Genomic DNA, 24,290 nt, shown 5'->3' on the forward strand with positions numbered 1-24,290 from the left:
AAGGGCAATGCCATTAAGTTAAGCCGTGATTGTGTTCAAAACATGATTATTTGTGGCTAAAGCCAAGCCAGTTTTACACCAAATGCTCCGCCATAAATGGCGGAGTTATAACACCACGCTTCAGCGTGGTGAGCATCCGGCTCATGCTAAATGGCTTTAGCCATGATAATAGCTACAGTGAAATCAGATTCAAACACTTATTAGGATGAACCTTGAAAACCGCATCGCGGTCGAAATCCTTAACTTAATGGCATTGCCCGAAGGGACTATCATATACGACTGGAATATTTCTACCAAAGGCTTTGACCCTATGGGTCAAAAAACCAATGCCACAGGGTATTATAAAGTCTTCCGAACAGTTATGGTGTCTCAACCAACCGGTACAAGTTCGGGATGCTTTCAAAGGTCGAAGAATGTTCCTCGGGATGGTCATGTCAACCCCACTGGCGCGAGCATCCGCTCGTGCCAAACCAAAGCTGCTACACGCTCGCACCAGCTTCGATGGGCCCCAGGCAGGAAGCCCCAACCATTTGACACTTCCTAACCACCGCTAATTTTAATTTCGCCAAACAATTACACGACCGCTCATGAACACAACCTCAATAGGAAAAATGAACAAACTCATCGTTCATTTTGTAGGGAATAAGAATAACGGAGATGGTGTTCGGTTTTCATCTGCTGAAACGGAGTTTGAAAAAGTGGAAGAGCATTTTTCGCAACTGATACAGAACAGTTTCAATTTCGAGGAGATTTGCGCGTTTCACTTTTTACCTAAGGTGACACTCAACCCGGTTTACCAGTTTGTAACATCCATTTTTGAAGACCGGGCGTCGTTCGTGGAGCAAAGTCAGAATGCCGCGAGGATTCTTTACGACAAAAGCACACATCCAAAGATCAAAGGTGGTGAATTGCAGGTGGCTTATTTCACCGGTTGCTCCATTGGCGACAAAACGGTGGATGCCATCGCTTTCTTTAAGTCGGAGAACAAGGAAACATTTCTGAAAGTGCTGACTTCGAAAAAAGGTTTTGACCTGGAAAGCGATATAGGGATTGGCGTAAAGAAATTAGACAAGGGCTGCATCATCTTCAACACCAAGGCGAAAGACGGTTACCTGGTGGCCGTGGTGGACCATACCAACCGGGGTGAAGAGGCGCAGTATTGGAAGGATGAATTTTTGAGCGTTCAGCCCGTTGCCAACGAATTTCACCAGACCAATGAGTTTTTGGGTATTGCCAAGAACTTTGTCACCAAGCAGCTTTCAGAGGAGTTCAACGTAACCAAGGCCGACCAGATAGACCTGCTGAACCGTTCGGTGGATTATTTCAAAACCCACGAAAGCTTCGATAAGGAGGAATTTGAAAAGGAGGTTTTTCACGATCCGGGAATGATAAATTCCTTCCGGAATTTTGATTCGAATTACCGGCAGGAAAATGAAATCGAGATCACCGACAACTTCGACATTTCACCACAGGCGGTGAAAAAGCAAGCCCGGGTTTTTAAAAGCGTTTTGAAGTTGGACAAGAATTTTCACATCTACATTCATGGTGATCGCAACCTGATAGAGCAAGGCGTGGAGAATGACGGCAGGAAGTTTTACAAGATCTATTACAAAGAAGAGCGATAAACGGCGCCCGTGCTGGTTTACCCTCGATCTATCCGTTTTTAACACCCTTTCCACCGATAAAAACATTTTATCAATCATTCCCAAAGCATTATCAACTAAGTCCGGCGTTTTATTAACCAAGAACACGGCATTACCGGTTAAGAATTTGTCGTTATCAGGTAATGAGGCATCGTTATCAGTTGGTTTGAAATATTTATCAGGTAAGTACGATGCGTACGTAGCTGAGTCTAAGGAATTATCAGCCAAGTATGTATCGTTATCAGGTAATGGCGTATCGGAATCAGTTGGTTTGGAATATTTATCAGGTAAGTACGACGCGTACGTAGCTGAGTCTAAGGAATTATCAGCCAAGTATGTATCATTATCAGGTAATGGCGTATCGTAATCAGGTAATTCCGAGTCTTCATTACCCGATTCCTATACTTTATCAACCAGGAACGTGGCATTATGGGTTGGTTACGTACCATTATCAGGTAATAAAAAAGGGGGTTGAGAGCGTTTTTTGGGGGGAACCACCTCCGTCCCGCTGATAGAGGCGGTCCACATTTGCCAGCCGGAGTATTATTCTGCTATAAGCTGAAAGCTTGGGAGGGTGTAGGCATAGCCTACACATAGGGTGGCGCAAATATTACCATAAGGCAAATCAAATCCTATACGTATATATACCTGTTTTCCAGTCGCCGAAGCCTATGTGGAATCTGGGAATGAATCGTTTCCGCAACAGGGCATAGGCTATTTACCCACAACTGTTAGAAAGTGACAATTCATGGCTAAAGCCAATCCAGTTTTACTCCCAACGGCTCCGCCATGAATGGCGGTTTATAAAACCACGCTTCAGCGTGGTGAACATGGGCCTATTAAAATTGGCTTTAGCCATGATAATTGCCAGTGGGAGAAAAGGTTTCGAACGCCTAGGGCTTTGCCTACGGACTTGTAAGGATTGCAGCTTATAATAAAACTGGCTAAACCTGCCAAGTCATTTTGCATTTCTAAGTGGATGCAACCCTTTAACACCAATCCACATCTTGGTTGTATGTGCGGGTAGGACCGTGCGTATTTGATAGTTCTTTTATAAAGCAGAACCCTCCTCCCCAGGAGGGTTTTTTTATTAAGGCGAAGCCTATTCTTCTCCGAAACGCTGCTTTACTAGTTTGAGGAAAAGACGGGTAGTTTGTCCGGTATTATCCCATTGGTAATGAGTGAGCAGTTCGTGCACCACAAATTTTTCGGCCTCCTCATATTCGCGAAATGAATCAATCTGGTTGATGGCATTGGTAAACGCTTCTGAATTGCCCTTGAATAATTCGTTGACCAGCGCAATTCGTTTGTTAAAGTCAATCAGTTCACGAAGCGGCTTTGAAGAAAGTACCCGATGCACCTCTTTTGCAGAGCCTTGTTTAAGTTTTTGATTTAACGAACTGCTTTGAGAGGTACGTTCATTTATAGTCGGGGTTTTCACATCGGTTTGAATCTGTGTATCAGCAACCGATACAGCATCCTCCTTATTGACTGTTTTTATCTCCTTTGTTTCCGTCCGTTCCTGCATGATAAGGTTTTCGTTGGGAAGTCTTGTTATTGTCCCTAATCGGCTTTCGAAGCCAGTAGCTTTTGGTACAATTTTAGGGTCCTGCCTTTCTGGCATGGATTTGCTTTCGTTCATTGAAAGCACTTCATCGTACATTTCACGGAGATGCTGCAACAGCATATCCCGCTCCAGAACCGAGCCTTCAAGAAAAACAGGCGATTGAACGAGCGCACTTATTTTTCCCATCAAAACGGATATTTTTGGATGTTTCATATTTAGTAGGTTTCAGGGCAAAAGTACGTGTATATTTATAGGTTTATAGGTTGAGTTTTAAACAGGCAACTTGGTATTAACGAGAAAATGAACGTTTTAGTATGTATAGAGAACCCATTATCGGGAAGGACCAAACAGGTTGGATAGAAGTCATCTGTGGCTCTATGTTTTCGGGCAAGACGGAGGAATTGATTCGGCGGTTGAAACGGGCACATATTGCCAATAAAAGAGTGGCGATTTTCAAACCCTCGCTGGACAAGCGCTATCATAACACAGACGTTGTTTCGCACGATATGAATTTCATCGCGTCTCAACCAGTACATTTCGCCTCTGAGATTTTGACAAAGTCAAAAGGCATGGAGGTGGTTGGTATAGACGAAGCACAGTTTTTTGATCAAGAATTAGTAGCAGTTTCTGAACAACTCGCCCGAGCCGGTACTCGAATAATTATTTCAGGCTTAGACATGGATTTTGAAGGTAATCCCTTCGGGCCAATCCCGAATCTACTTTCAATAGCGGACTATATTACCAAGGTCAATGCGATATGTGTGAAATGCGGTGATGCGGCTCACTTTTCGTATCGTAAATCGTCTGAAAAAGATACTATCTTGATAGGACATAAGGAGGATTATGAACCTCGCTGTCGCAGTTGTTATTACAAGGCAGCATTAGCCTGAATTTCCAAATACTTTTCACTTGATATAGCTTAGCACGACATCTTTCTTTCGCTCAACTGTATCTTTTTTCAGCCGATTGCGTAAACATAAGGACATGACCAGATTTTTTAACGTCATAAACCTTAAAATTATGAAACGCATTCTTACCATTTCTACTCTGATTTTGATTGTGATTGTTTCGGGATCATTTATGAAGAGTCCGGAGCAAGGACATACCCCCGCCTTAAAAACGATGGAATGTTTATTGCCGTTGTGGATGGGCAGTTGTTCAACACCCGCGATGAAAACAAATACAGTGCCGAACTGGCCAACAAATCGGCGGATGTATTTTTGGGTACCTCGCCGACACAGCCTAAAATGACCCGCGTGGCAAATACCCTGAGCTTTTTTGGCAACCAGTTTTTTGATGAAGACGGTAACACCGCCGAAGAAAGAATCAGTATTGAATATGGCTTTAATGAAGGGGTGTTGGGAGAATGTGCCGACCAGAAAATCATGCTGCACTACAACAATGAAAAGTATTACAACATTGCTTCGGACACTAAGTTTAAGGTAACGAAACTGATGTGGAGCGGCGATCGTCGCTACTGCGTGGTGAACGCCGAGTTTGACTGCAAGATGCGTCGTTGGGGTGTTCCGGCAGAGGCTCAGCCGGTAGTAAGAATGAAAGGCAAAATGGAAAACATCAACGTGACCGTCCCTTCGTGGGTGGTGTTGAAGAACCCGGCTCAAACTGCCTTTGGAGAATAAAAATCAATTACAGTTCTAAGTAATCATGTGATGAATAAAAACTCGACTGCCAACAGCGCACCGATGACAATATGCAGGCCGTCTCTTGACTTAGAGGCGGCTTTTTGTTTAGACGCAGATATACCGAGTATGTTTTCGCTATTTTCGAAATGTAACTACCTGATATGAAGTGGATTTTACTTCTCGCTATTTATGTTTTCAACTCTTCATGGATTTCACCTGGCACGGATGAAGCAAAAGGCACACTGAGCGCCACGGTGGAGGGTAGGGCCTTTGCTCTTGCCGATGGACAATTGATGCGCGGTGTCCTTGTAAAAAAGGATGGTTCCATGGATGGCAGAACCCCTCCTCGGACAATCATCAATGCAAACTTTACGGGGCCCACCTATAACAACGGAACGGAAAGGATTTCACTGAAACGATTGAAATGGAAATAGAGTTCGAAAACAAAGGTGCCTACACCCCCGCCTATTTTTCTATCTCTTTGGGCAATCAATCTACGAGTTATTTCATCGTGAACGAACAGAGCAAAATGAACGTATCGAATATAAGTTGGAGCAGCGATAAAAAATCGCTACGGCTCTTTGCCGACTTCAATTGCACCCTGAGAAGTTTTGGATTTCCTCATGACCACAAAAAGGATGTAAATCTTAAAGGGAAATTGTCCAATATCCGCGTGACGGTTCCCAGTTGGATTGCGGCAAAGCTTTAAGCAAAGCATTGGAAGTGACAGCGATATGAGGAATCGCTTCACCCCATCAAAATCTTCATTATTCCAAATGTTTTATAATTTCATCTGGTTCAAACGACCGATCTTGAAACATATTTTCATCCTTCTCCTTACGGTAATTTCTCTTCAAAGCTTTTGTCAGAAGCGAGCTTATGATGTTTATTTGTTTGGCGATAAAATAGGCAGAACCATTGTAGAGCGGGTAGAAACAGATCATGAAACCATCGAGTATAAGCTGGAGAGCAAGAGCGAAATGAACATCCTCTTTACTAAAAAAACAGCCTACACTTATTATGACGTAGTTTATAAAGAGGGCAAACTATTCTCCAGCTATTATAAAGATGTGAAGGATGAAAAAACACTCATCGTCACCATGCTTTGGGACGGAGCCAAATACGTCATCAAAAGAGGAAATGAGCTACTTGAATTCAGCGAACCGATCTATTATTCTGCCCTCAGTTTATACTTTACTGAGCCCAAGGATATAGATAAATTCTTCTCAGAGAGGTTGGTTCGGCTCATCCACATCATAAAAAAATCAGGAGGCAACTACGAATGTAATCTCGAAAAAGGAGTCAGTTCTTCTTATTCCTACGAAAATGGCATCCTACAAGAACTAAAAACCAGCAAAGGAGTCAGTGTTATTATGAAATTGGTACACTGATGTTAAGCCAAGGTTAAGTTTTTACTTTTCAACCCGATAGAGCATATTCCTATTCGGAACATAATATTTTTACACCTTTAATTCACCAAAACTTGCTCCAATGGCTTTAGGCAAAATATTCTCCTTTTTCGCTCCCAAGGATAAAATTTTCTTCAATCTGTTTAATCAATCCGCCAGCAATCTGGTAGAGATTTCAAAAACATTTTCAGAAATGATCAACGCCCCCAATGACAAGCGGCCCGAGCTTCAAAAGAAAATCGCCGATTTGGAACATGTCGGCGACGACATCACCCACCAAATATTTACCGAACTCAGTTCCAACTTCATCACTCCTTTCGACCGCGAAGACATATCCTACTTAGCCGCTTCGCTCGACGATATTGTTGACTTTATTCACGGCTCGGCCAAGCGAATAGATACCTATAAAGTAGATGAGATCACTCCGCCGATGAAAAAGCTGAGTGAAATCATTGAACATTCTGCCAAAGAAATTCATGTAGCTGTTTCTAATATGAAGGATATGAACAACGCCGTTCGCATTCGCGAAGCCATTGTTCGAATCAACAGTTTAGAAAATCATGCCGATGATGTATTCGACACGGCGATTGCTGGGCTATTTGAAAATGAAAAAGATGCCATCAAAGTCATTAAGATGAAAGAGATTCTTTCTAACATGGAAACCGCTACGGATAAATGCGAAGATGTGGCCAATGTGATTGAGACCATAATTGTAAAAAACAGTTAGGTCGTTTCTGCATCACAAAATCAAACCGCTCTTAGAACCTTGACCCGCGAAATAAAAAATTCCCTCCATGCTTGAATTTCTCATAGCTATCCTCGTCATTGCCTTTATCTTCGATTTCATCAATGGCTTCCACGATTCAGCCAATTCCATCGCCACCATCGTTTCCACCCGGGTACTCACCCCTTTCCAGGCCGTTCTTTGGGCGGCTTTTTTCAACGTGCTGGCCTACGGAATTTTTGAATTAAAAGTGGCCGACACCGTAGCGCGTATCGTCAAACCCGAGGCCATCACCCTCAACGTTATTTTCTGCGGCCTCGTTGCCGCTATTATTTGGAACTTGATTACTTGGTGGGGTGGCATTCCTTCCAGTTCCTCCCACACCTTGATGGGCGGCTTTGCCGGAGCAGCTATAGCCCACGCCGGTTTCGACGTCGTCAACATGGATAAGGTAACCAAAACCGTCATATTCATAGTCATAGCCCCCCTCCTCGGCATGCTCCTCTCCTACACATTTTCCATCCTTCTTCTTTGGGCCAACCGAAGGGCTAACCCCTTCAAGATGAACGGCTGGTTTAAAAAGATGCAACTCGTCACCTCGGCCCTTTTCAGCGTGGGGCATGGCGGCAACGATGCGCAAAAAGTGATGGGCATCATCGCCGCCGCCATGATAGTTTATACCAGCAAAGCCGGCCTACAACCGAATGAAATTCCCTCCTGGCTCCACGTAATAGTGGTAGATGGAAAAATCAAAGACATCCCCCATTGGGTCGTCATCGGTTGCTACAGCGCCATTGGTTTAGGCACCCTCATGGGCGGCTGGCGAATCGTCAAAACGATGGGCAGCAAAATCACCAAACTAACCCCCTTCGAAGGCGTAGCTGCCGAAAGCGCTGGTGCTTTCACCCTCTTCGTTTCCGAAGGCTTGGGCATACCAGTTTCCACCACCCATACCATCACTGGCGCTATCATAGGCGTAGGACTGACCAAAAGAATCTCCGCCGTTCGTTGGGGCGTTACCATCAATATTCTCTGGGCTTGGATACTCACCATCCCCATGTCAGGCGGCATGGGCGCCCTGCTTTACTATTCGCTCAGAGGCTTCTTAGGAGAATAAATTCACTTCCATCCTCCTTCGGATAATTATTTCGACGGCTTAAAAAATAATGATGATGGCGGCAGCCGGGCTTTCGCCTATATCCCCGGCTGAAACGCCGGGGGATACCGGCTCTATCCCTGCCGCAGTGCAGCGCTCTTTGGCTCATACCTCCTAAGTCTATGTTTTCTTCACCATACAAAACGAAAAGTCTGAGCTCCTTTTATCTACCCATGTATGTTTTTATAAAAAATCGTCTTCATTCCGTCAATAATATACCCATATCTCTCGTAGGTTCTTTCATTTCCAGCAAAACAGCTTACAACTTCCGGCAAAGTCCATCAATAACCAGCTCAATTACATTTCATTCTCTATTTTTATATTGTCTATATGGCAGATAGACAATATTGTGTAGAACCGAGATGCAGTAGTTTGCATAATTATATTGTCTATGTGGCAGATAGACAATATAATTAAGGATATTTTGACGAAGCCTTGGAAGGCCATATTGTCTTTACCTCATATAGACAATATGATTTACCACGTAAAGTCCAACTTAAAGCAGAATATATTGTCTATGTCCCGTATAGACAATATATCATCCGAAGATAGTACCCTAACCCCTGCTAGCCATGGGCTTAACAAGTAAAAATGAGTGATTAAAAGACAGTTTATCGTATTTGAACTCATCATCACAGAAAAATCACGGACTTTTAGCAACATAAAACTCCAAAAACTTTTATGTCTGGAAGCCATATCCGCTGAAATGGCTTAATTTCTGACCTAGTTTTCAGATGTGAGCGTTCAATAAATATTCTTGTATTGTAACCCGACCTATTTGTATTCGTTCTGTGTGCTTAGCGCTTCGCAGCAACGCGAGGCGTTTCTCCTTTTCATCCTTCATCCAATCAAATCTTGCTTGCTCCTGTTCATTTATTATTTTTGGAGGAAATAAACACCCGAACAGATACAAATTACAACCTGATGAAATCAACTGTTTATACCCTTTTAGCTTTTGCCTTTTTGTTTGCTGCTCAATCTTGCAAGAAAGATGACCCCTTGGATCCGAAGAATCCAAACTCAGCCTTGTGCGTCCGGTATAATTAAAAGACATTGGGAATAGACAATTATGAACGCGATTACTATAAGGTAATCCTGAATGGAAAGTTGGAAGGAACCATCACTCCCTTTGGTTATTTAAAGTTGGTTTTGCCACCCGGCGATTATACCCTGCAGTTCGTAGAGACCGGACAGTTTGTCAAAGTTCCTAAAACAAAAAACAGCACGGCTACTGTTTTGCAGTGTGCCACCACCGATTTGCCTCTAACCTTATAAAGTGAGTCGGTAGTTCTTTAGGAAACAGTCACCGGTTCTGCCATCTTTCTTTGAAAGTACCTAAACCTGTTTTCCTTGCGTCTGAAACAAGGTTTCTTTTTCTGGTTTGCAATAAAATCTGCCTTCGGTCATTATAATATCTTGCATTTTATTTGTCTGGTGAAACGAAACACTTTTTTACTAAAGTTGGTCGTCCTTGTTTTGCTTTTTTTGTTTGGGCAAAAGCAGGCCGGGGCGCAGGCCGTTTCTAACATCCGCTATAAAAGCTATTCGCTGCACGGCGACACCTTGCGGCTGGATAGTTTGAGTATTGTTCCCAACACGTTGGTGGTTCGAACTACGGGAGGAGGCATTGCCGATTCGACTGATTATACTTTGAAATCTTTTGAATCGTTGCTTATCTGGAACAAAAAGCCGGTGGGCGATTCGGTGAAAATATTTTTCAGGGTTTATCCATTTGCCCTCGGCGCGCCGAGCTATCGCAAAGATTATCAAGCCTACAAAGCCTATTCTTCTCAATCGGTGGCTCATCCTTTTTCTATGATTATGGATGAACCAAAAACCAAGTTGATTGATTTTGGCGCGCTGGATTATAATGGCAGCTTTTCTCGCAATTTATCTTTCGGATCAAATCAAAGCGTGGTACTGAACTCACTGTTCAACCTGCAACTTTCGGGCATGTTGACCAAAGATTTGGAAGTAACGGCAGCCATTTCAGACAACAACATCCCGATTCAACCCGAAGGGAACACACAGCAGATACAAGAGTTTGACAAAATTTTTATTCGCCTTCGGCAAGAAAAACATCAGGTGATTGTCGGCGATTTTGACTTGAACAGTCCGGCTGATTATTTTTTAAGGTTCACTAAAAAATATCAGGGAGGATATTATACCGATGAATTTAAAATTAAAAAACTCGGCACGCTGCGAACCGGCTTAGCAGGTGGCATTGGTCGCGGAAAATTTTCGAGAAATACGTTGGTGGTAAAAGAAGGAAATCAAGGCCCCTACAAATTGACCGGCAGTGCGGGAGAAACATTTATCGTCATTCTGGCAAATAGCGAGCAGGTGTTTATCAACGGGATAAAGATGGAGCGCGGTGCCGACCGCGATTATGTGATTGATTATAACTTAGGGGAAGTCACCTTTATGCCCCGAAAAATTATTTCTAAAGATTTACGAGTGGTCGTAGAGTTCCAATATTCAGAAAGAAATTATCTGCGCTCAGGCATATTGGTCAATACAGAATTGGAAACCAAACATGCCGATGTGCGGTTCAACCTCTTTTCTGAACAAGACAGCAAGGGGCAGAACATTCAACAAGACTTAGATGCCGGCAAGAAAACTTTTCTCTCCAGCATTGGCAATAACATTCAAAACGCGCTCTACCCCGGCTTTGACAGCGTAGCCTTTGACCGGAACCGGATATTATATGAACGGATAGACACCTTGATTGGCGGATTTCTTCCTGATTCAGTTTTTGTGTATTCTATTGATTCTATCAAAGCAAAATATGCTTTGAATTTCTCACTGGTGGGCGACGGAAAGGGAGATTATATCCCCTCCATATCCACTGCTAATGGACGAGTTTATCAATGGGTCTCCCCGATTTTTAATGATTCTGGTCAACTAGTGAAACAGGGATCTTATGAACCGGTGATACTTTTAGTTACTCCTAAACTGCAACAAATCTATACGCTCAGCGGCGATTTTCGAGTGAATAAGGATAATGTAATCTCTGTGAGCGGGGCTATGAGTAATTATGATGCAAATACCTTCTCAAAAAAAGACAACAACCAGAACTTAGGCGGGGCAATGAAAGCGGGCTACAAAGGGACAATCGTAACCAAAAAAGATACTTCGGGAAATGCCGGCCAAAACGTTTCTATTGATTTGAATTACGAATTTGTGCAGGATCGCTTCTCTCCTATTGAGCGATTTAGAAACGTAGAGTTTAACCGAGATTGGAATCTGGGAAATCAGGTGCAGCAATTTAATCAGCATCTTGCCGAAGCCAATATCGGTTACCATTGGGCAAAAGCAGGTGATATCACCTACCGGTTCAAAACATTCTTACAGGATTCGATTTATAAAGGATATGAAACGGGACTGAATGGAAATTTCAGAAGCAAGGGGTTTCGGGTTTCCTTTGCAAACAGTTATCTCAATTCCTCCACTCCTATTTCAAATTCAAATTTCATCCGGCCAAAAGCTGATTTCACCTATTCACCCAAAGCAATGAGAGGTTGGAAAGTGGGTGCTTTATATGATTTTGAAATTAATATGCTGAAGAACAAAGGCAGTGATACTTTAGGAGCCAACAGTTTTCTTTGGCAGAATTACAAAGTATATGCCGCCAATTCTGACACTTCAGTAAATCATTACGGAGTGGAATTTGTGATGCGCTATGAACACAGACCTATAGGTTTATCTTTTGACAAGTTCTTTTATGGAGCACAGGCGGTAAATTTTACCGGAGCGATTAACTCCATCAAAAACCAAACCTTAAACTATACGCTGACCTACCGCCATGCCCGAAATAATGATTCGCTGACCAACAGCAGTCAACCGGAGCATTTTTATCTGGGCAGAGTAGATTACACCTTTGTAGCAGTTAAGGGAGTTTTCCGTTCTAACACCTTGTATGAACTTGGAACCGGCAGACAACAGAAAACTCAGATAGTTTATCAGGCCTCACCAACTAATCAGGGAGATTATGTATGGGTTGATTCAAATAAGGATGGGATAAAGCAAATCAACGAATTTCAAATGTCTCCTTTTCGGGAGGATACTTCGTACGTGCGTCTTTTTATCACTACCCCAGAGTTTATCTCTGTAAATACTACTCAGTTTAATGAAGTGCTACAAATCAATCCCGCAGCCGTTTGGAAGAATAAAAAGGATTTTAGAAAGGTAATAGCTATGTTTAGCGTATTTGCCAGTATCCAGATAAACAAGAAAACCGCTTCGGCTCGGGGAAATAAAATCTCGGGGATTTTCAATCCAATTCCTCTAAAAAATGAAGATAGCTCTTTGGTTTCAACAACTATATCCAGCAGTAACTCTTTATACTTTAACCGTCTTGATCCGAAATACGGATTTCAAATAGATTATAATTACTCACGAAACAGAACTCTGTTGACCGGTGGCTATGAAAATCGTTATCTCCAATCGCAGGGAATATTATTAAGGTGGAATATCTTCAAATCATTTAACGCACAGGCCAATTACACCAACGGATTGAAAGCCAATCAATCTGATTTCTACTCCAACCTGAAATATCGCTTCAGATATAATGATGTTTATACAGACCTGAGTTATCAGTTTCAAACCTTCCTGCGAGTCGGAGCGCGCTATGATTTTTCATTAAAAGTAAATCCAAATGATTCCGTAGGTAAACAAACAGCCCGCGTTCATAAACTGACTATTTCAGGCCGTTATAATCGAGTGAACAAAAGCATGTTGGATGTCAGCCTGTCCTATGCTTCGATAAAATATATGGATAAAGGCTATCGAAATGAACAACTGGAATATGCAATGCTGGAAGGATTGCGAAATGGAAGCAACCTCGTCTGGAATTTGAGCTTCTCACAAAACCTTACTGATAATATCCAAATCACCCTGGGTTATGACGGACGCATGGTTGGTGTTCAAACGGGAGACAAATCAACCATGAAACCGGTGCATACAGGAAGAGCAGAGATCAGGGCTTTGTTTTAGATAATCTATAACGATCAGGTCATTTCCAAATCTTCAAAATAATTCCTTTACTTTGTTTTGTCTTTTAATAAACTCAATAAAAAAAACATGAAAAAGCTATTCTTATTTTCTATGGTCTTTGCAGGACTTTCTATTCCATTTACATCTCAAGCTCAGGAAACCATTTCGCAGGTAGCAGGTGCCACCAGAGCTAATACAGTTACCCCTGAAGGACGCGCGAAAATGATTACTGAGAGGATTAACTCAATAGTAAAACTCAGTCCTGAACAGTATAATAAAGTTTTAGCCATAAATATGGAGTCTCTGCAAGAACAAAATGGAAAGGAGGCTGTCAGGGCTGACGCGGCAGGATTAACAGCCCGTCCGGTAAACAACCTGATGGATAAAATTAAAGCGGTTCTTACTCCCGCTCAAATCAAATTACTGGATAAATCAAGGTCATCGGAAAATGGTTCAACCCAACAACTGATTAGCCCCGCTAATCAGAGTCCTGCGAAATAGCGATTACTTTATACTTCCTTTTGGAAAACAAAAAAGCCACCTTCCGGTGGCTTTTTTGTTTGTCTTAACTGTTGGTATTAGTTTTGCTCAGCATTTCCTAAAAGTACCTTGCGAGAAAGTTTAAACTTACCGGTCTTATTGTCAATTCCAAGAAGTTTGACCTTAATCACTTCATTCTCCTTGAAAATGCCATCCATATTTTCCAGTCGCTTATCAGAAACTTCAGAAATATGCAGCAAACCCTGTTTGCCCGGCATAAATTCAACAAAGGCACCGTAAGGCATGATAGACTTGACTGTTGCTTCATAAATCTCACCAATCTCCGGTTCAGCTACAATCCCTCTAATTTTCCGAACCGCCGCATCAATACCCTCTTTATTAGCTGAGAATATTTCAATCTTACCCTGATTCCCTATTTCTTCAATCACAATCGTCGTATCAGTTTCACGCTGCATTTCCTGAATCACCTTTCCACCTGGTCCGATAACAGCACCGATGTACTCTTTATCTATCATCATGCTAAATACACGCGGCGCATGTGGCTTATAATCTTCGCGAGGCTTATCAATTGTCTTCAGCATTTCGCCAAGGATATGAAGTCTTCCTTTTTTTGCCTGATTTAACGCCTGAGTTAAAAGTTCTTTAGACAGGCCTTTAATCTTGATATCCATTTGGCAAGCGGTGATGCCATCGGCGGTTCCACATACTTTGAAATCCATATCGCCCAAATGATCTTCATCCCCCAAAATATCTGATAGGATTACATATTTACCTGTCTTTTCGCTCGAGATTAAGCCCATCGCTATACCCGATACCGGTTTGCGGATCGGAATACCTGCATCCATCAAAGCCATAGTACCAGCGCAAACCGTAGCCATAGAAGAAGATCCATTTGACTCTAGAATATCGGAAACAACCCGAATAGTATAAGGCAAATCGGTCGGCATCACTTTAGATAAAGCGCGATGTGCCAGATTTCCGTGACCTATTTCTCTTCTGCCTACACCGCGAGAGGTACGAGCTTCACCTACTGAATAAGGCGGAAAGTTATAGTGTAGCAAAAATTTCTTTTCATAGTTATATATCGCACCATCAATCAACTGTTGATCCAGTTTGGTTCCTAAGGTTACCGTGGTCAGCGACTGAGTTTCTCCTCTGGTGAACAGCGCCGAACCGTGGGGACCAGGAAGATATCCTGCTTCGCTCCAAATACCGCGCACCTCATCCATCTTTCTGCCATCCAAACGTTTGTTTTCAGCCAGCATCACATCGCGTACGGCATCATACTCCACTCCTCCCCAATATAAACCAATTAAGAAAGATTTTTCCTTCTTCTCTTCAGCGGTCAGCGTGGCGACAAATTCTTCCTTGATGGCATCAAACAATTCCTTACGTTTCGCCTTATCATTGATTTCCTTACCGGCTACTACGCAACATTTATCATAGCAGGCATCGCGCATTCTCTTTCTAAGATCTTCATCATGCTTCTCGTGTTCGTAGGTGCGTTTCACTGTTTTACCAGTCTCCACTTCAAGTTCCTTCAATACTTTGATCTGGCTTTGAATAGTTCCATGAGCAAACATGATAGCTTCTACCATATCTGCTTCATTCACTTCATTCATTTCCCCTTCAACCATCACAATAGAAGTTTCTGATGCAGCTACAATCAAATCAATATCCATGCCGGCATCCACCACATCCTTTTTCGGGTTGATGACCAGTTGTCCGTTCACCTTTCCAACGCGCACTTCAGAAATAGGTCCGTTGAAAGGAATATCAGAAACCGATAGTGCCGCAGAAGCAGCTAAACAGGCAAAAGCATCCGGCAGTTCATTCAAATCACCTGAAATCAGCGTTACCTGTACGACAACATTCGCATGAAAGTCTTCTGGGAATAAAGGGCGCAACGCCCGGTCAATTAATCGGGAAACTAAGACTTCATCATCAGAAGGTTTTCCTTCTCGCTTAAAAAAAGCTACCGGGAATCTACCGACGGATGCCATGCCTTCACGATACTCTACCGTCAGAGGCATGAAGTCCACTCCTTCTTTCGCATTTTTATCGGCACAAGCCGTGGCCAGCAACATTGTGTTGCCGTATTTCACCAAGGCTGAACCGTCTGCTTGTTTAGCCAGTTTACCGGTTTCGATTTCTACAATTCTTCCTCCTCCGAGGTCAATGGTTTTTTTAATGATATTCATTTTGTCTTGTGCAGCCAAGGTTGATTTACCTCAACTTATTTTTATGGCGGGAATTGCAATACGCTTGCTTTTGTTTAGCGTCAGGGTCCATCCCAAAACCTACCCGGACTTTTTCATCAAATCTTTATAAAAAGCGAAAGGTTCGCCACAGCGAACCCTTCACTTTATTTTTACTTTCTGATTCCGAGTTTTTCAATCAACTTCCGGTAGCCCATCAAATCTTGCTTCATCATATAGTTAAGCAATCTTCTTCTTTTACCCACCATACGCAATAACGATAAGGTATTAGCATGATCTTTCTTGTTCGTGCCCAAGTGGCCGGATATGTGATTAATCCGTTCGGTGAACAAGGCAATTTGAGCCGCAGTAGATCCGGTATTTTTCTCCGTACCGCCGAATGTTTTGAAAATGTTCTTTTTGGTTTCTGTTGTAACTGGCATTATTCTATTTATTTGAGCGCGCAAAGATATAAGGACTTTTGGAAAGAACAACCTATAAATTAAAATAGTATATCAGGGGGAACAACCTTACGACCTCTAAGACAAAAGGAACAGTCGTCCCATCTAAAAATATACCCGCTTAATGCTTTGGAAATACCCTGTTTGCTTCGCGCAAACAAGATTCAAAGGCAGGAAGGCTAAAAGGACCTTCGATCTGCGTATCCGTAAAATAATTAACTAGATTTTCGGTGGGCATATTACCAATAAGGTCGTCATCCGCCATAGGGCAACCTCCATATCCGTGAATCGCTGCATCAAATCGGCGGCATCCATTTTGGTAGGCAGCATCAATTTTCACCCGCCAATTGTGTGGGGCAGTGTGAAGGTGAGCGCCAAATTCAAGCTGAGGAAATGCCGGAACCAGAAAAGAAAAAAGTTCGCTGATGCCTTTGGGTTCGCCCACGCCGACGGTATCGGAAAGCATAAAGATCTTGATGTCGAGTTTGGCGAGTTGTTCGGTCCATTTAAAGACAATATCTGGATGATAAGCGTCGCCGTAAGGATTTCCAAAGCCCATACTAAGGTAGATGATGAGTTCCTTGTTGTGGCGCAACGTTAAATCCTTGATAGATTTCACCCGGTCCAAAGCCTCTTCTATGGTGGAGTTGGCATTGCGGCGTTGAAAGGTTTCTGAAATGGAGAATGGGAAGCCGAGACAGTCAATTTTTGGAAAGGCACAGGCCTGACGGGCACCTCGCTCATTGGCTATTATAGCAATTAGTTGCGTGTCAGTGTTATCCATTTGCAACCCCTCTACCACAAGAGCAGTGTCAGCCATTTGGGGGATTTTTTCGTGGGAAACGAAACTGCCGAAATCTATCGAATGATAGCCTACCTCAAGCAGTTTGTTGATATAAGCAATCTTTTTTTCAGTGGGGATAAAACCCTTGATCCCCTGCATGGCATCGCGGGAACATTCAATAATCTTTACTTTCTCTTTACTCACCTGCCAAACATAATAGATTTGCAAAACTGTACAAATTAGTATGAAGGGCTTGCCAATAATTGATAAACTGATTGGCTGTACTGCCCCCTTCTTTAACCATTGCGATTAAGCCGTTTTGAAGAGGCAAAGCTAATACAAATCCAATGATCAATATCCGTAGGTTGATACCTGAATACTCGGGTCGCTCGGCAAGCCATAACCGGCACGCCCTACGGCTGTGATACGCACCCAATGAACTTTGCCCGGTGCCAGATTTATGATGTCGTGTCGCGTTTGCGCCACCACTTTATAAATTCTGAAGCTTTCAGCAACCGGTTGTGCATCGCTCACCTCTACAATATAGGCCACGGCTCCTTTCACCTTTGCCCAAACGGCGTGGATGCTTCCCACATATCTCCCACCGCGTGTGCGAAGTTTGAGCACCTTGCTCACCGGAACCGGTGCGCCCCGGAGAATGACCTCAAAGCCGCTGGAGAGAATCACTTCCTGGTCGCCATGTGATTCCATCTGCACATAAGCCGCCAGTTCGCGAATAGCCGACAACATTTCTTTCAGCCGCAGCGTTCGGGCGTCAATATGATTCTTTCCGCCATTGGCCGCCTTGATATAAGCGGCTTCCAAAGCTTTGATTCGGTTCGTAACAAAGGCTAATGTTGGACTGGGTGCCGGGAACTTCGGATTGCCCGTCATCATCCGTACTATATTCCTCGCCCGCTCTATTTGATTCGGAATGCTGAGGTCTTTAAATCCTATTCTGATACGCATAACATTGAATTTTATGATTAACAATCTGTGACATCAAGACGCTATTAAACTGTAAATAGAAATTAGAAGTTTGTAAGTACTTCAAAGTGCAGGCTTAACAAAACGTTCAGACAACCCGTACTCGTAATAAATTCTACTGCATAGCAGTTGAAAAATTTCTTAGTAAATCATTGTGAAACAAGCGTTTGAGGGCTGTACCTTTTTCCAACTGTCTATTGACTTTAAAGTAGTAATGAAGCAACGATTTTTTTACTAATAAAACCATTTCTGGCACGATTACCACATCAATTCAAATTGCTGAAATTGACGGGCACCACTCGCGAAACCCCCTGTTCCGGCATGGTGACACCGTAGATAGCATCTACTGAACTCATCGTCATCTTATTGTGCGTAACGATGATGAACTGAGATGCATTTGAGAACTGTTGAATGATTTTATTGAACTTGGAGATATTGTTATCATCTAACGGAGCATCCACCTCATCGAAAATACAGAAAGGGGCGGGCTTCAATAGATAAAGCGAGAACAACAAAGCAGTAGCGGTGAGGGTTTTTTCTCCCCCCGAAAGTTGGTCTATAACCGTAGGGCGTTTGCCTTTGGGTTTTGCTACGATTTCAATCTTTGATTCCAACGGTTCATCGGGATTAACCAGAAACAAATCACACTGGTCGTCAGCACTAAAGAGCGTATGGAACACACTGACGAAACTTTCGCGTACTTTATTGAACGCTTCAATGAACTGGGTTTTAGCCGTGTCATCAATTTCTTTGATTGTAGTGAGCAGGGATGTTTTGGCATCGTCTAAGTCTTTACGCTGCGCAGTGATAAAATCAAAACGCTGCTTCATCTCTTCAAAGGCTTCTAAAGCCATCGGGTTGATTTCGCCGAAGTTATCCAGGCGCTTCTTCACTTTATCAACTTCTATTTGGACTTCTGCGATGGGTTGCACCATTTCAAATTCTTCGTTCAGTATGATGTTGATGTCCACATTGAACTCAACGCTCAATCTTTCCTTCATCGAAGTGAGCGACAACTTAAGTTCATTAAATTTTTCGCTGATGTTGCCCAGCAGGTTTACTGCATTGTCGCGATTGCGAGCCAGTTCTCTTGACTTTCCGTCCTGTTCATTGATCAAAGCCCGCGAATCATAGTAACCCTTTTCGGCCTCTTCCACTTCGCTTTGATAGCTTTCCTTGTCAGCATAGTTAGAAAGCAAGGCCGTTTCAAGGTCTTTCAACTTCTTCTGACTTTCTTCCATCTGCATCTGACATTCCAGAATGATTTCATCGTTGCGGGTCAACTGGATAGTGAGGGTTTCTATTTGGCTTCTCTTAAAGCCTAATTCCTGCGTGATAGAGTTCACCCGATTTTGTTGTTGGTGAAACTCAATATTCTTTTGATTGTATCGAGAGGAAGCTTCGCTGAGCTTATTCGTTAACTCAATGAAATCTTTATCTGTCTTTTCCAGAACACCTTTGGCAGAAGACTGCGTTTCGCGAAGGGCTGTTAAATCTATATTAATCGAATCCACTTCTTGTTTCAGTGTTTCGAGCCTTGTCGTTATATCTTTACTCCGCGCATCGGCGGTCTCCAGAAACTTTACCAGGTTCTGAATATTGGCTTGTGAAGCGGAGAAACTTGAATTTAGTTGCGTAGCAATCGTTCTCTGTGAGTCAATATCTCGTACCAAAGAAGAAGCCTTGAGCTGATTGATTTTCACCTGAGCATTGGCCACCTGCTGATGAAGTTTGTAAGAAGAAACTTCGAGCACCTTAATTTCTGCCTGCAACTTCTCCAAGTTCTTGGCCCGACCTATTTTCTTTCCTTCAAACAAACCGACCGCACCGCCGCTCAAGGTAAAGTCGCGACGGATATAGCGCCCGCTTTTAGATAGCACAACTACCTTCTTTCCTTGTGTATTCATGTGCGAGCCATCCTCAAACGAGCCGTTGTCCTCCATCATATAAACGCGGTCCAAAAGAAAGGCTCCCAGCTTTTTGTAAGTAGCATCTAGTTCTACCAAATCAATGACCGGCTTGGCATTCTCTATCGAAATGGCTGCGTTCGCATCATACTTTTCAAATTCGTCAAGAATAAAAAAGTTGGCGCGGCCCATCGAAGAGTCATTCAGCATCTTCACCGCCATGATCGCCTCCTGAATATTCTGAACCACATAGTAATTCAAGTATGGTTCCAAATAGTTCTCAATGGCCACACGGTATTCTTCAGCACAATAGATTATATCAGAAAGCAAAGGCGCTTCTTTGCTCCATTTGGCATTCTTCTTCAAAAACTTAATAGACTCCGGAAAACCCTCCAGATTCTCTACCAAACTCTTCGTCAGTTCGTATTCATTTTTCTTAGCGTCGAGTGAACGGGTTTCCTTTGTCAGTTCCTGTCGGGTGTTTTCGATAGCTGTTTCTAACTCTGTAATTTCCTTCTTCTTGCTTTCCTCTTCCTGAATCAGTTGATTCAGTTTTACTTCGGCCTTTTCTTTGTCTGACTTTAATTGGTCGAAATTCTTCTGCAATTGTTCCAGTTCCTGTCGCTTGCTAGTCATGTCCGCATCGCTCTGCGACAAATCGCGTTGCAGGCTTTCATTGCTGCCGCGGTTCACGGCCAGTTTCTTTTCCAGTTCAAAAATCTGTCGCTCTTTTTCGGTGAAAAGCTTCTGTTCGCTGGTGAGGGTATCTTTCAGACTACCATGTCGTGAACGAATTTCATTCAATTCATTTTCCAACACAGCCAACTCTCCTTTTCGCGCTTCCAGAATTTGAGATTCGCTTTCAGAATCCATTTCTAATTTGCTGATGGAGAGCTTCAACTTCTCCACTTGGTCTGTCGCCTCGATGATTTGTTTCTCGGCAGAGTCCCTTTTATCTAAAGCATATTTGATTTGAGAGTTAAGAAGGTTTCGTTCATTTTCCTTTTCCCCCACCCCTGCCACCAGGCTATTCAGCTTCTTTTGCACCTCAGAGAGTGCCTTTTCCTTATCTACATTGTCCAGCTTTTCTTTTTCTAAAGTAGCTTCAGCTCGAGCAATGGCTGCCTCCAGCTCCATTTTATTATCCTCTTCCTTCTGCTTTTTCTCTTCGAGGGTTTTGAAAGTCTCCTTATAGTTCTGTAGGTTATATTTTGCCAAAAGCAAACTGAGCACCTTATATTCTTCCTTCAATTCATAGTAACGCTTGGTCTTTTTCGCCTGAGACTCCAAGGTTTTCAATTGCCCTTCTATTTCAAACAACAAATCCTTCACTCGTTCCAGATCGGCATCAGTGCTCTTCAGTTTGTCCAGCGTCTCTTTCTTGCGTTTCTTGTATTTTGAAACCCCCGCAGCTTGTTCAAACAGTTTTCTTCTTGAATTGTCGCGGTCGTTCAGTATCTCATCAATCATTCCCAGCTCGATGATGGCGTAGGAATCACTGCCGACACCCGTATCCAGAAATAGAGTAGTAATGTCTTTCAAACGGCAGGAAACTCCGTTCAACAAATACTCGCTTTCTCCATCGCGGAACAAGCGGCGCGTGATCGTGATGGTTTTGTATTCGGAGGGAACTAGGTTCTTGGTGTTTTCAAAAGTCAAGGAGACTTCTGCCATTCCCGAGGCTTTGCGGTTCTTGGTGCCATTGAAAATCAGGTTTTCCATTTTCTCCAAACGAAGCATCGAGGTTTTCTGTTCTCCCAACACCCAACGAATAGAATCTACTACATTGGATTTACCGCAACCATTCGGTCCTACAACACCGGTTATCTTGTTGTTGAAGTGAATCGTCGTCTTCTCCGCAAAGCTCTTGAAGCCTTTAATCTCTAATGTCGTTAATTGCATAAACTTATATTACCGGTGAAATCAGGTTCTCTTAACTGTTGAAGTCTATCACCTCCTTACTGTCCTTTGTTAAAAGATGGACGAAAATAGGAAAACGCCCTCCCCAAGGGGCGGAAAGCAGCAAGACGTTTCCACATGTTTTCAACAATTTAAGCAAGCGGGTATTCCGGCTCCCAAACATCCCTTATTTACCCACTAAAAGCCTTTCGGTTTGGGAGTAATCGGCCCCAGAAAGGTGCACCAGATATAGACCTGCGGGCAGGTTCTCTAAAGGAAGCAAGATGGCACTGTCGGTGATGACGGACTGATATACCGTTTCTCCCAGCATATTGACCAGAGCCACTCGGCGGAAAGTATGATCTAAAGGCAGACGCACAGCCGCCATACCCGAAGCGGGATTCGGAAATATCTGTACATCCACCCGTTTCAATTCTCGAATATCCAATGAGGCATTGTTACCGAGATTCACATTGTCGAGGTAAAGAACATTGCCCCATCCCGTCACATTCTCAAACTTGAACGATACCTTCTTCTGTTCTTTCAAGTCAAGCAGCGGAATCTTAACGGTCTTCCACCAGTTGGCGCTGGTTTTAAACAGTACGGTTTGATCAGGGGCTGTCGCCAGTTCCGTGCCGGTCTGGCTCCAAAGACGTTCCCATTTACTACCGCAATTGGTGCTGTAATATACGTTCAATGAGTCAAAGCGAGCGGCGCTATAGCGGGCATAAGACACATCGAAACTCAATTCAGGGGATTGGATACCTGAAAAATCATAAGCCGGAGTGATCAAAGCATCTCTTCTTTTGTTGGGATTAGAGCTATACCACAGATTATTAATCGAAGCACTGGTAGCGCTTTGCTCATAAGCACCGAAGGCGTTGGCAGATTCCCAACTCACATCGTTGTTCGGATTACTTAAACTCCAACCCTGTGGAGGGAAATCAGCTTCAAAGCCTTCGAAATCGGCAGAGGGATTCCTACTCCTCCATCATAAACATAGAACACCACATCCTTACTATCGTTCGTGCTGAGATTGTCCGCCGGCTGCCCGTTTGGGGTTTCAAACGTTACATAGAGCGAGTGATCGCCCTGTAACAGATTGGTTTCTGCCAATAGCACCTTCGCCTCTTGCTGCATGGCCAAGGAGCCATTCCAGTTTTGGCTTTGCACCGCTCCTCCATCCCATTGGTAATAAATCTTACCGGAAGTCAGCGTAGTCAAACCCTCATTCTTTAAAATAATAGCTGGCTGGAAACCAAGAGAACATACTGTGTCTTTCGGAAAAGGAATATCGGCCACCGCCGCGTCCAAACTGTAATAACATTTAGAGGCAGCAGTCTTTATAATAGAACGCTGACTATTCAGAACACCGATCATCCTTTCGGCCTGCTTGGGTGTAAACATGGCCATGCACTCATCGTTCACATAGTCCATATAGTTCATAAACATATCTCCGTTTGGCCCGTTGTTGCAAGTTACATGCGGAAACACCGGGCAACCGAAATTCAAATCGGCCTGATCGGGAGTATCCGATATATAATCGCTGCCTCCATTCGGGTCGTTTGCACATTTCCCATCATCATCACCCCATATATGAAGCAATCCCAGCCAATGTCCCACTTCGTGAACCATAGACTTTCCCTTGTTGTGCCCTGTTAAACCGGTAGGTGATGATGCACCAATCAGGTTAAAGCGGCATACCACTCCGTCGCGGTCAGATTGTGTAACACCCGGGAAAGAGGAGTAAGCTAAAATTCCCTGATCGGTCAGGCTGCCGCCCATTCTCACCGTCCATATATTCAAGTAGCGGTTGCGATCCCAGATAGTGGCGGGCTTCAATACTTTATCAATGGTGGAAGATGAATCCCAAGATTCGCGGCTCATTTCATGGCGAATGATTCCCGTAGTCGGGTTGCCACTGGGGTCGAATTTAGCCAAGCAAAACTGAACATTGACATTAGCCACCAACGGCTTAAACACATCCGGCACCGTTCCGGCGGCGGCATCCATATTATTATAAGCCTGATTCAGGATATCTATCTGCGAATAAACCTGCGATTCGGTAATGTTCTCACCCGTGCCTACCGCGTCTCCATTATGGATAATATGAAACACGACCGGAATGAAGATGACCTCATTCGCCGCCCGAGAAGATGGATGCGTCGGCTCTTGTTTCAGTCCTTCTATAAAGTCATGATACCGCTGCTGCATCTCCGGGTTGTCGCGCAGTTGCTCCTGCACCACATCCATCGAACCACACCAAGACTTTTCCTGCGCCTGCAACGCCACGCTGCCACTCAACAGGGCAGCCAACATCATTTGTTTTAAACCATTATTCATAAGCAATAGTGAAGATAAGGAGCAATGCCCGCTTTGTAAGCCTTTCGGCTGTTGTAAAAAGTTAAATGAACAA

At 43.4% G+C, this 24,290-nt stretch carries 21 protein-coding genes; 13 read left to right on the top strand and 8 right to left on the bottom strand.

The features are described 5' to 3' along the window. The first annotated feature begins 205 nt into the window (after positions 1-205). Genes IPP77_00490 through IPP77_00500 form a run of 3 tightly spaced genes read left to right on the top strand, consistent with a single transcriptional unit; the run spans position 206 to position 2,010 of the window. Positions 206-544, top strand: coding sequence for a hypothetical protein (locus IPP77_00490; GenBank protein ID MBL0308214.1), 339 nt, complete (start codon positions 206-208; stop codon positions 542-544). Between the two features lie 43 nt (positions 545-587). Beyond that, positions 588-1,625, top strand: coding sequence for a nucleoid-associated protein (locus tag IPP77_00495; GenBank protein MBL0308215.1), 1,038 nt, complete (start codon positions 588-590; stop codon positions 1,623-1,625). Beyond that, positions 1,579-2,010, top strand: a complete 432-nt coding sequence (locus IPP77_00500; GenBank protein MBL0308216.1) for a hypothetical protein — start codon at positions 1,579-1,581, stop codon at positions 2,008-2,010. Before IPP77_00495 ends, IPP77_00500 begins: the two co-directional genes overlap by 47 nt. 735 nt (positions 2,011-2,745) lie before the next feature. Here the strand turns inward: IPP77_00500 and IPP77_00505 are convergent. Further along, entirely contained in the window at positions 2,746-3,423 is a 678-nt protein-coding gene (locus tag IPP77_00505; protein MBL0308217.1) for a hypothetical protein, read from the bottom strand. A 101-nt stretch (positions 3,424-3,524) separates the two neighbouring features. Between IPP77_00505 and IPP77_00510 the strand changes: the two genes are divergently transcribed. From IPP77_00510 to IPP77_00555, 10 genes are all read left to right on the top strand, one after another. Further along, a complete protein-coding gene (locus tag IPP77_00510) occupies positions 3,525-4,100 on the top strand; it encodes a thymidine kinase (protein MBL0308218.1) in 576 nt (191 codons plus the stop codon). Between the two features lie 237 nt (positions 4,101-4,337). Then, positions 4,338-4,850 (top strand): hypothetical protein, encoded by a 513-nt coding sequence (locus IPP77_00515; protein MBL0308219.1) that lies wholly within the window; start codon positions 4,338-4,340, stop codon positions 4,848-4,850. A gap of 164 nt (positions 4,851-5,014) precedes the next feature. Continuing rightward, on the top strand, positions 5,015-5,287 hold the full coding sequence (locus tag IPP77_00520) for a hypothetical protein (GenBank protein MBL0308220.1): 273 nt from the start codon (positions 5,015-5,017) through the stop codon (positions 5,285-5,287). After that, positions 5,278-5,562 (top strand): hypothetical protein, encoded by a 285-nt coding sequence (locus tag IPP77_00525; protein ID MBL0308221.1) that lies wholly within the window; start codon positions 5,278-5,280, stop codon positions 5,560-5,562. The genes IPP77_00520 and IPP77_00525 overlap by 10 nt, the downstream gene beginning before the upstream one ends. Before the next feature lie 103 nt (positions 5,563-5,665). Further along, positions 5,666-6,244 (top strand): hypothetical protein, encoded by a 579-nt coding sequence (locus IPP77_00530; protein ID MBL0308222.1) that lies wholly within the window; start codon positions 5,666-5,668, stop codon positions 6,242-6,244. A gap of 100 nt (positions 6,245-6,344) precedes the next feature. Further along, positions 6,345-6,989 carry a DUF47 domain-containing protein gene (locus tag IPP77_00535; protein MBL0308223.1) on the top strand — a complete coding sequence of 215 codons (645 nt, stop codon included), beginning with the start codon at positions 6,345-6,347 and terminating at the stop codon, positions 6,987-6,989. 67 nt (positions 6,990-7,056) lie between these two features. Beyond that, positions 7,057-8,103, top strand: coding sequence for an inorganic phosphate transporter (locus IPP77_00540; GenBank protein MBL0308224.1), 1,047 nt, complete (start codon positions 7,057-7,059; stop codon positions 8,101-8,103). 1,092 nt (positions 8,104-9,195) lie between these two features. Continuing rightward, positions 9,196-9,417: a hypothetical protein gene (locus IPP77_00545; GenBank protein MBL0308225.1), complete on the top strand. Its 222-nt coding sequence runs from the start codon at positions 9,196-9,198 to the stop codon at positions 9,415-9,417. Between the two features lie 159 nt (positions 9,418-9,576). Continuing rightward, the gene (locus IPP77_00550; GenBank protein ID MBL0308226.1) at positions 9,577-13,137 is read left to right on the top strand and encodes a hypothetical protein; all 3,561 of its coding nucleotides are present in this window, start codon (positions 9,577-9,579) and stop codon (positions 13,135-13,137) included. Positions 13,138-13,224: 87 nt separating this feature from the next. Continuing rightward, positions 13,225-13,638 carry a hypothetical protein gene (locus IPP77_00555; GenBank protein ID MBL0308227.1) on the top strand — a complete coding sequence of 138 codons (414 nt, stop codon included), beginning with the start codon at positions 13,225-13,227 and terminating at the stop codon, positions 13,636-13,638. Between the two features lie 77 nt (positions 13,639-13,715). Here IPP77_00555 and pnp read toward each other — a convergent pair whose 3' ends face one another. From pnp to IPP77_00590, 7 genes are all read right to left on the bottom strand, one after another. Next, the gene (gene pnp, locus IPP77_00560) at positions 13,716-15,839 is read right to left on the bottom strand and encodes a polyribonucleotide nucleotidyltransferase (protein MBL0308228.1); all 2,124 of its coding nucleotides are present in this window, start codon (positions 15,837-15,839) and stop codon (positions 13,716-13,718) included. A gap of 170 nt (positions 15,840-16,009) precedes the next feature. Beyond that, positions 16,010-16,279, bottom strand: a complete 270-nt coding sequence (gene rpsO, locus IPP77_00565; GenBank protein ID MBL0308229.1) for a 30S ribosomal protein S15 — start codon at positions 16,277-16,279, stop codon at positions 16,010-16,012. A 139-nt stretch (positions 16,280-16,418) separates the two neighbouring features. Continuing rightward, positions 16,419-17,240 (bottom strand): hydroxymethylglutaryl-CoA lyase, encoded by an 822-nt coding sequence (locus IPP77_00570; GenBank protein ID MBL0308230.1) that lies wholly within the window; start codon positions 17,238-17,240, stop codon positions 16,419-16,421. A 192-nt stretch (positions 17,241-17,432) separates the two neighbouring features. Beyond that, on the bottom strand, positions 17,433-18,050 hold the full coding sequence (locus tag IPP77_00575; protein ID MBL0308231.1) for a fibronectin type III domain-containing protein: 618 nt from the start codon (positions 18,048-18,050) through the stop codon (positions 17,433-17,435). 284 nt (positions 18,051-18,334) lie between these two features. After that, the gene (smc, locus tag IPP77_00580; GenBank protein ID MBL0308232.1) at positions 18,335-21,877 is read right to left on the bottom strand and encodes a chromosome segregation protein SMC; all 3,543 of its coding nucleotides are present in this window, start codon (positions 21,875-21,877) and stop codon (positions 18,335-18,337) included. Between the two features lie 184 nt (positions 21,878-22,061). Then, entirely contained in the window at positions 22,062-22,775 is a 714-nt protein-coding gene (locus tag IPP77_00585; protein ID MBL0308233.1) for a T9SS type A sorting domain-containing protein, read from the bottom strand. Positions 22,776-22,792: 17 nt separating this feature from the next. Continuing rightward, positions 22,793-24,217, bottom strand: coding sequence for a zinc metalloprotease (locus tag IPP77_00590; GenBank protein ID MBL0308234.1), 1,425 nt, complete (start codon positions 24,215-24,217; stop codon positions 22,793-22,795). Positions 24,218-24,290 lie beyond the last annotated feature (73 nt).

The sequence above is a fragment of the Bacteroidota bacterium genome (genome assembly GCA_016722375.1).
In the GTDB taxonomy this organism is placed as follows: Bacteria; Bacteroidota; Bacteroidia; order Chitinophagales; family LD1; genus Bog-950.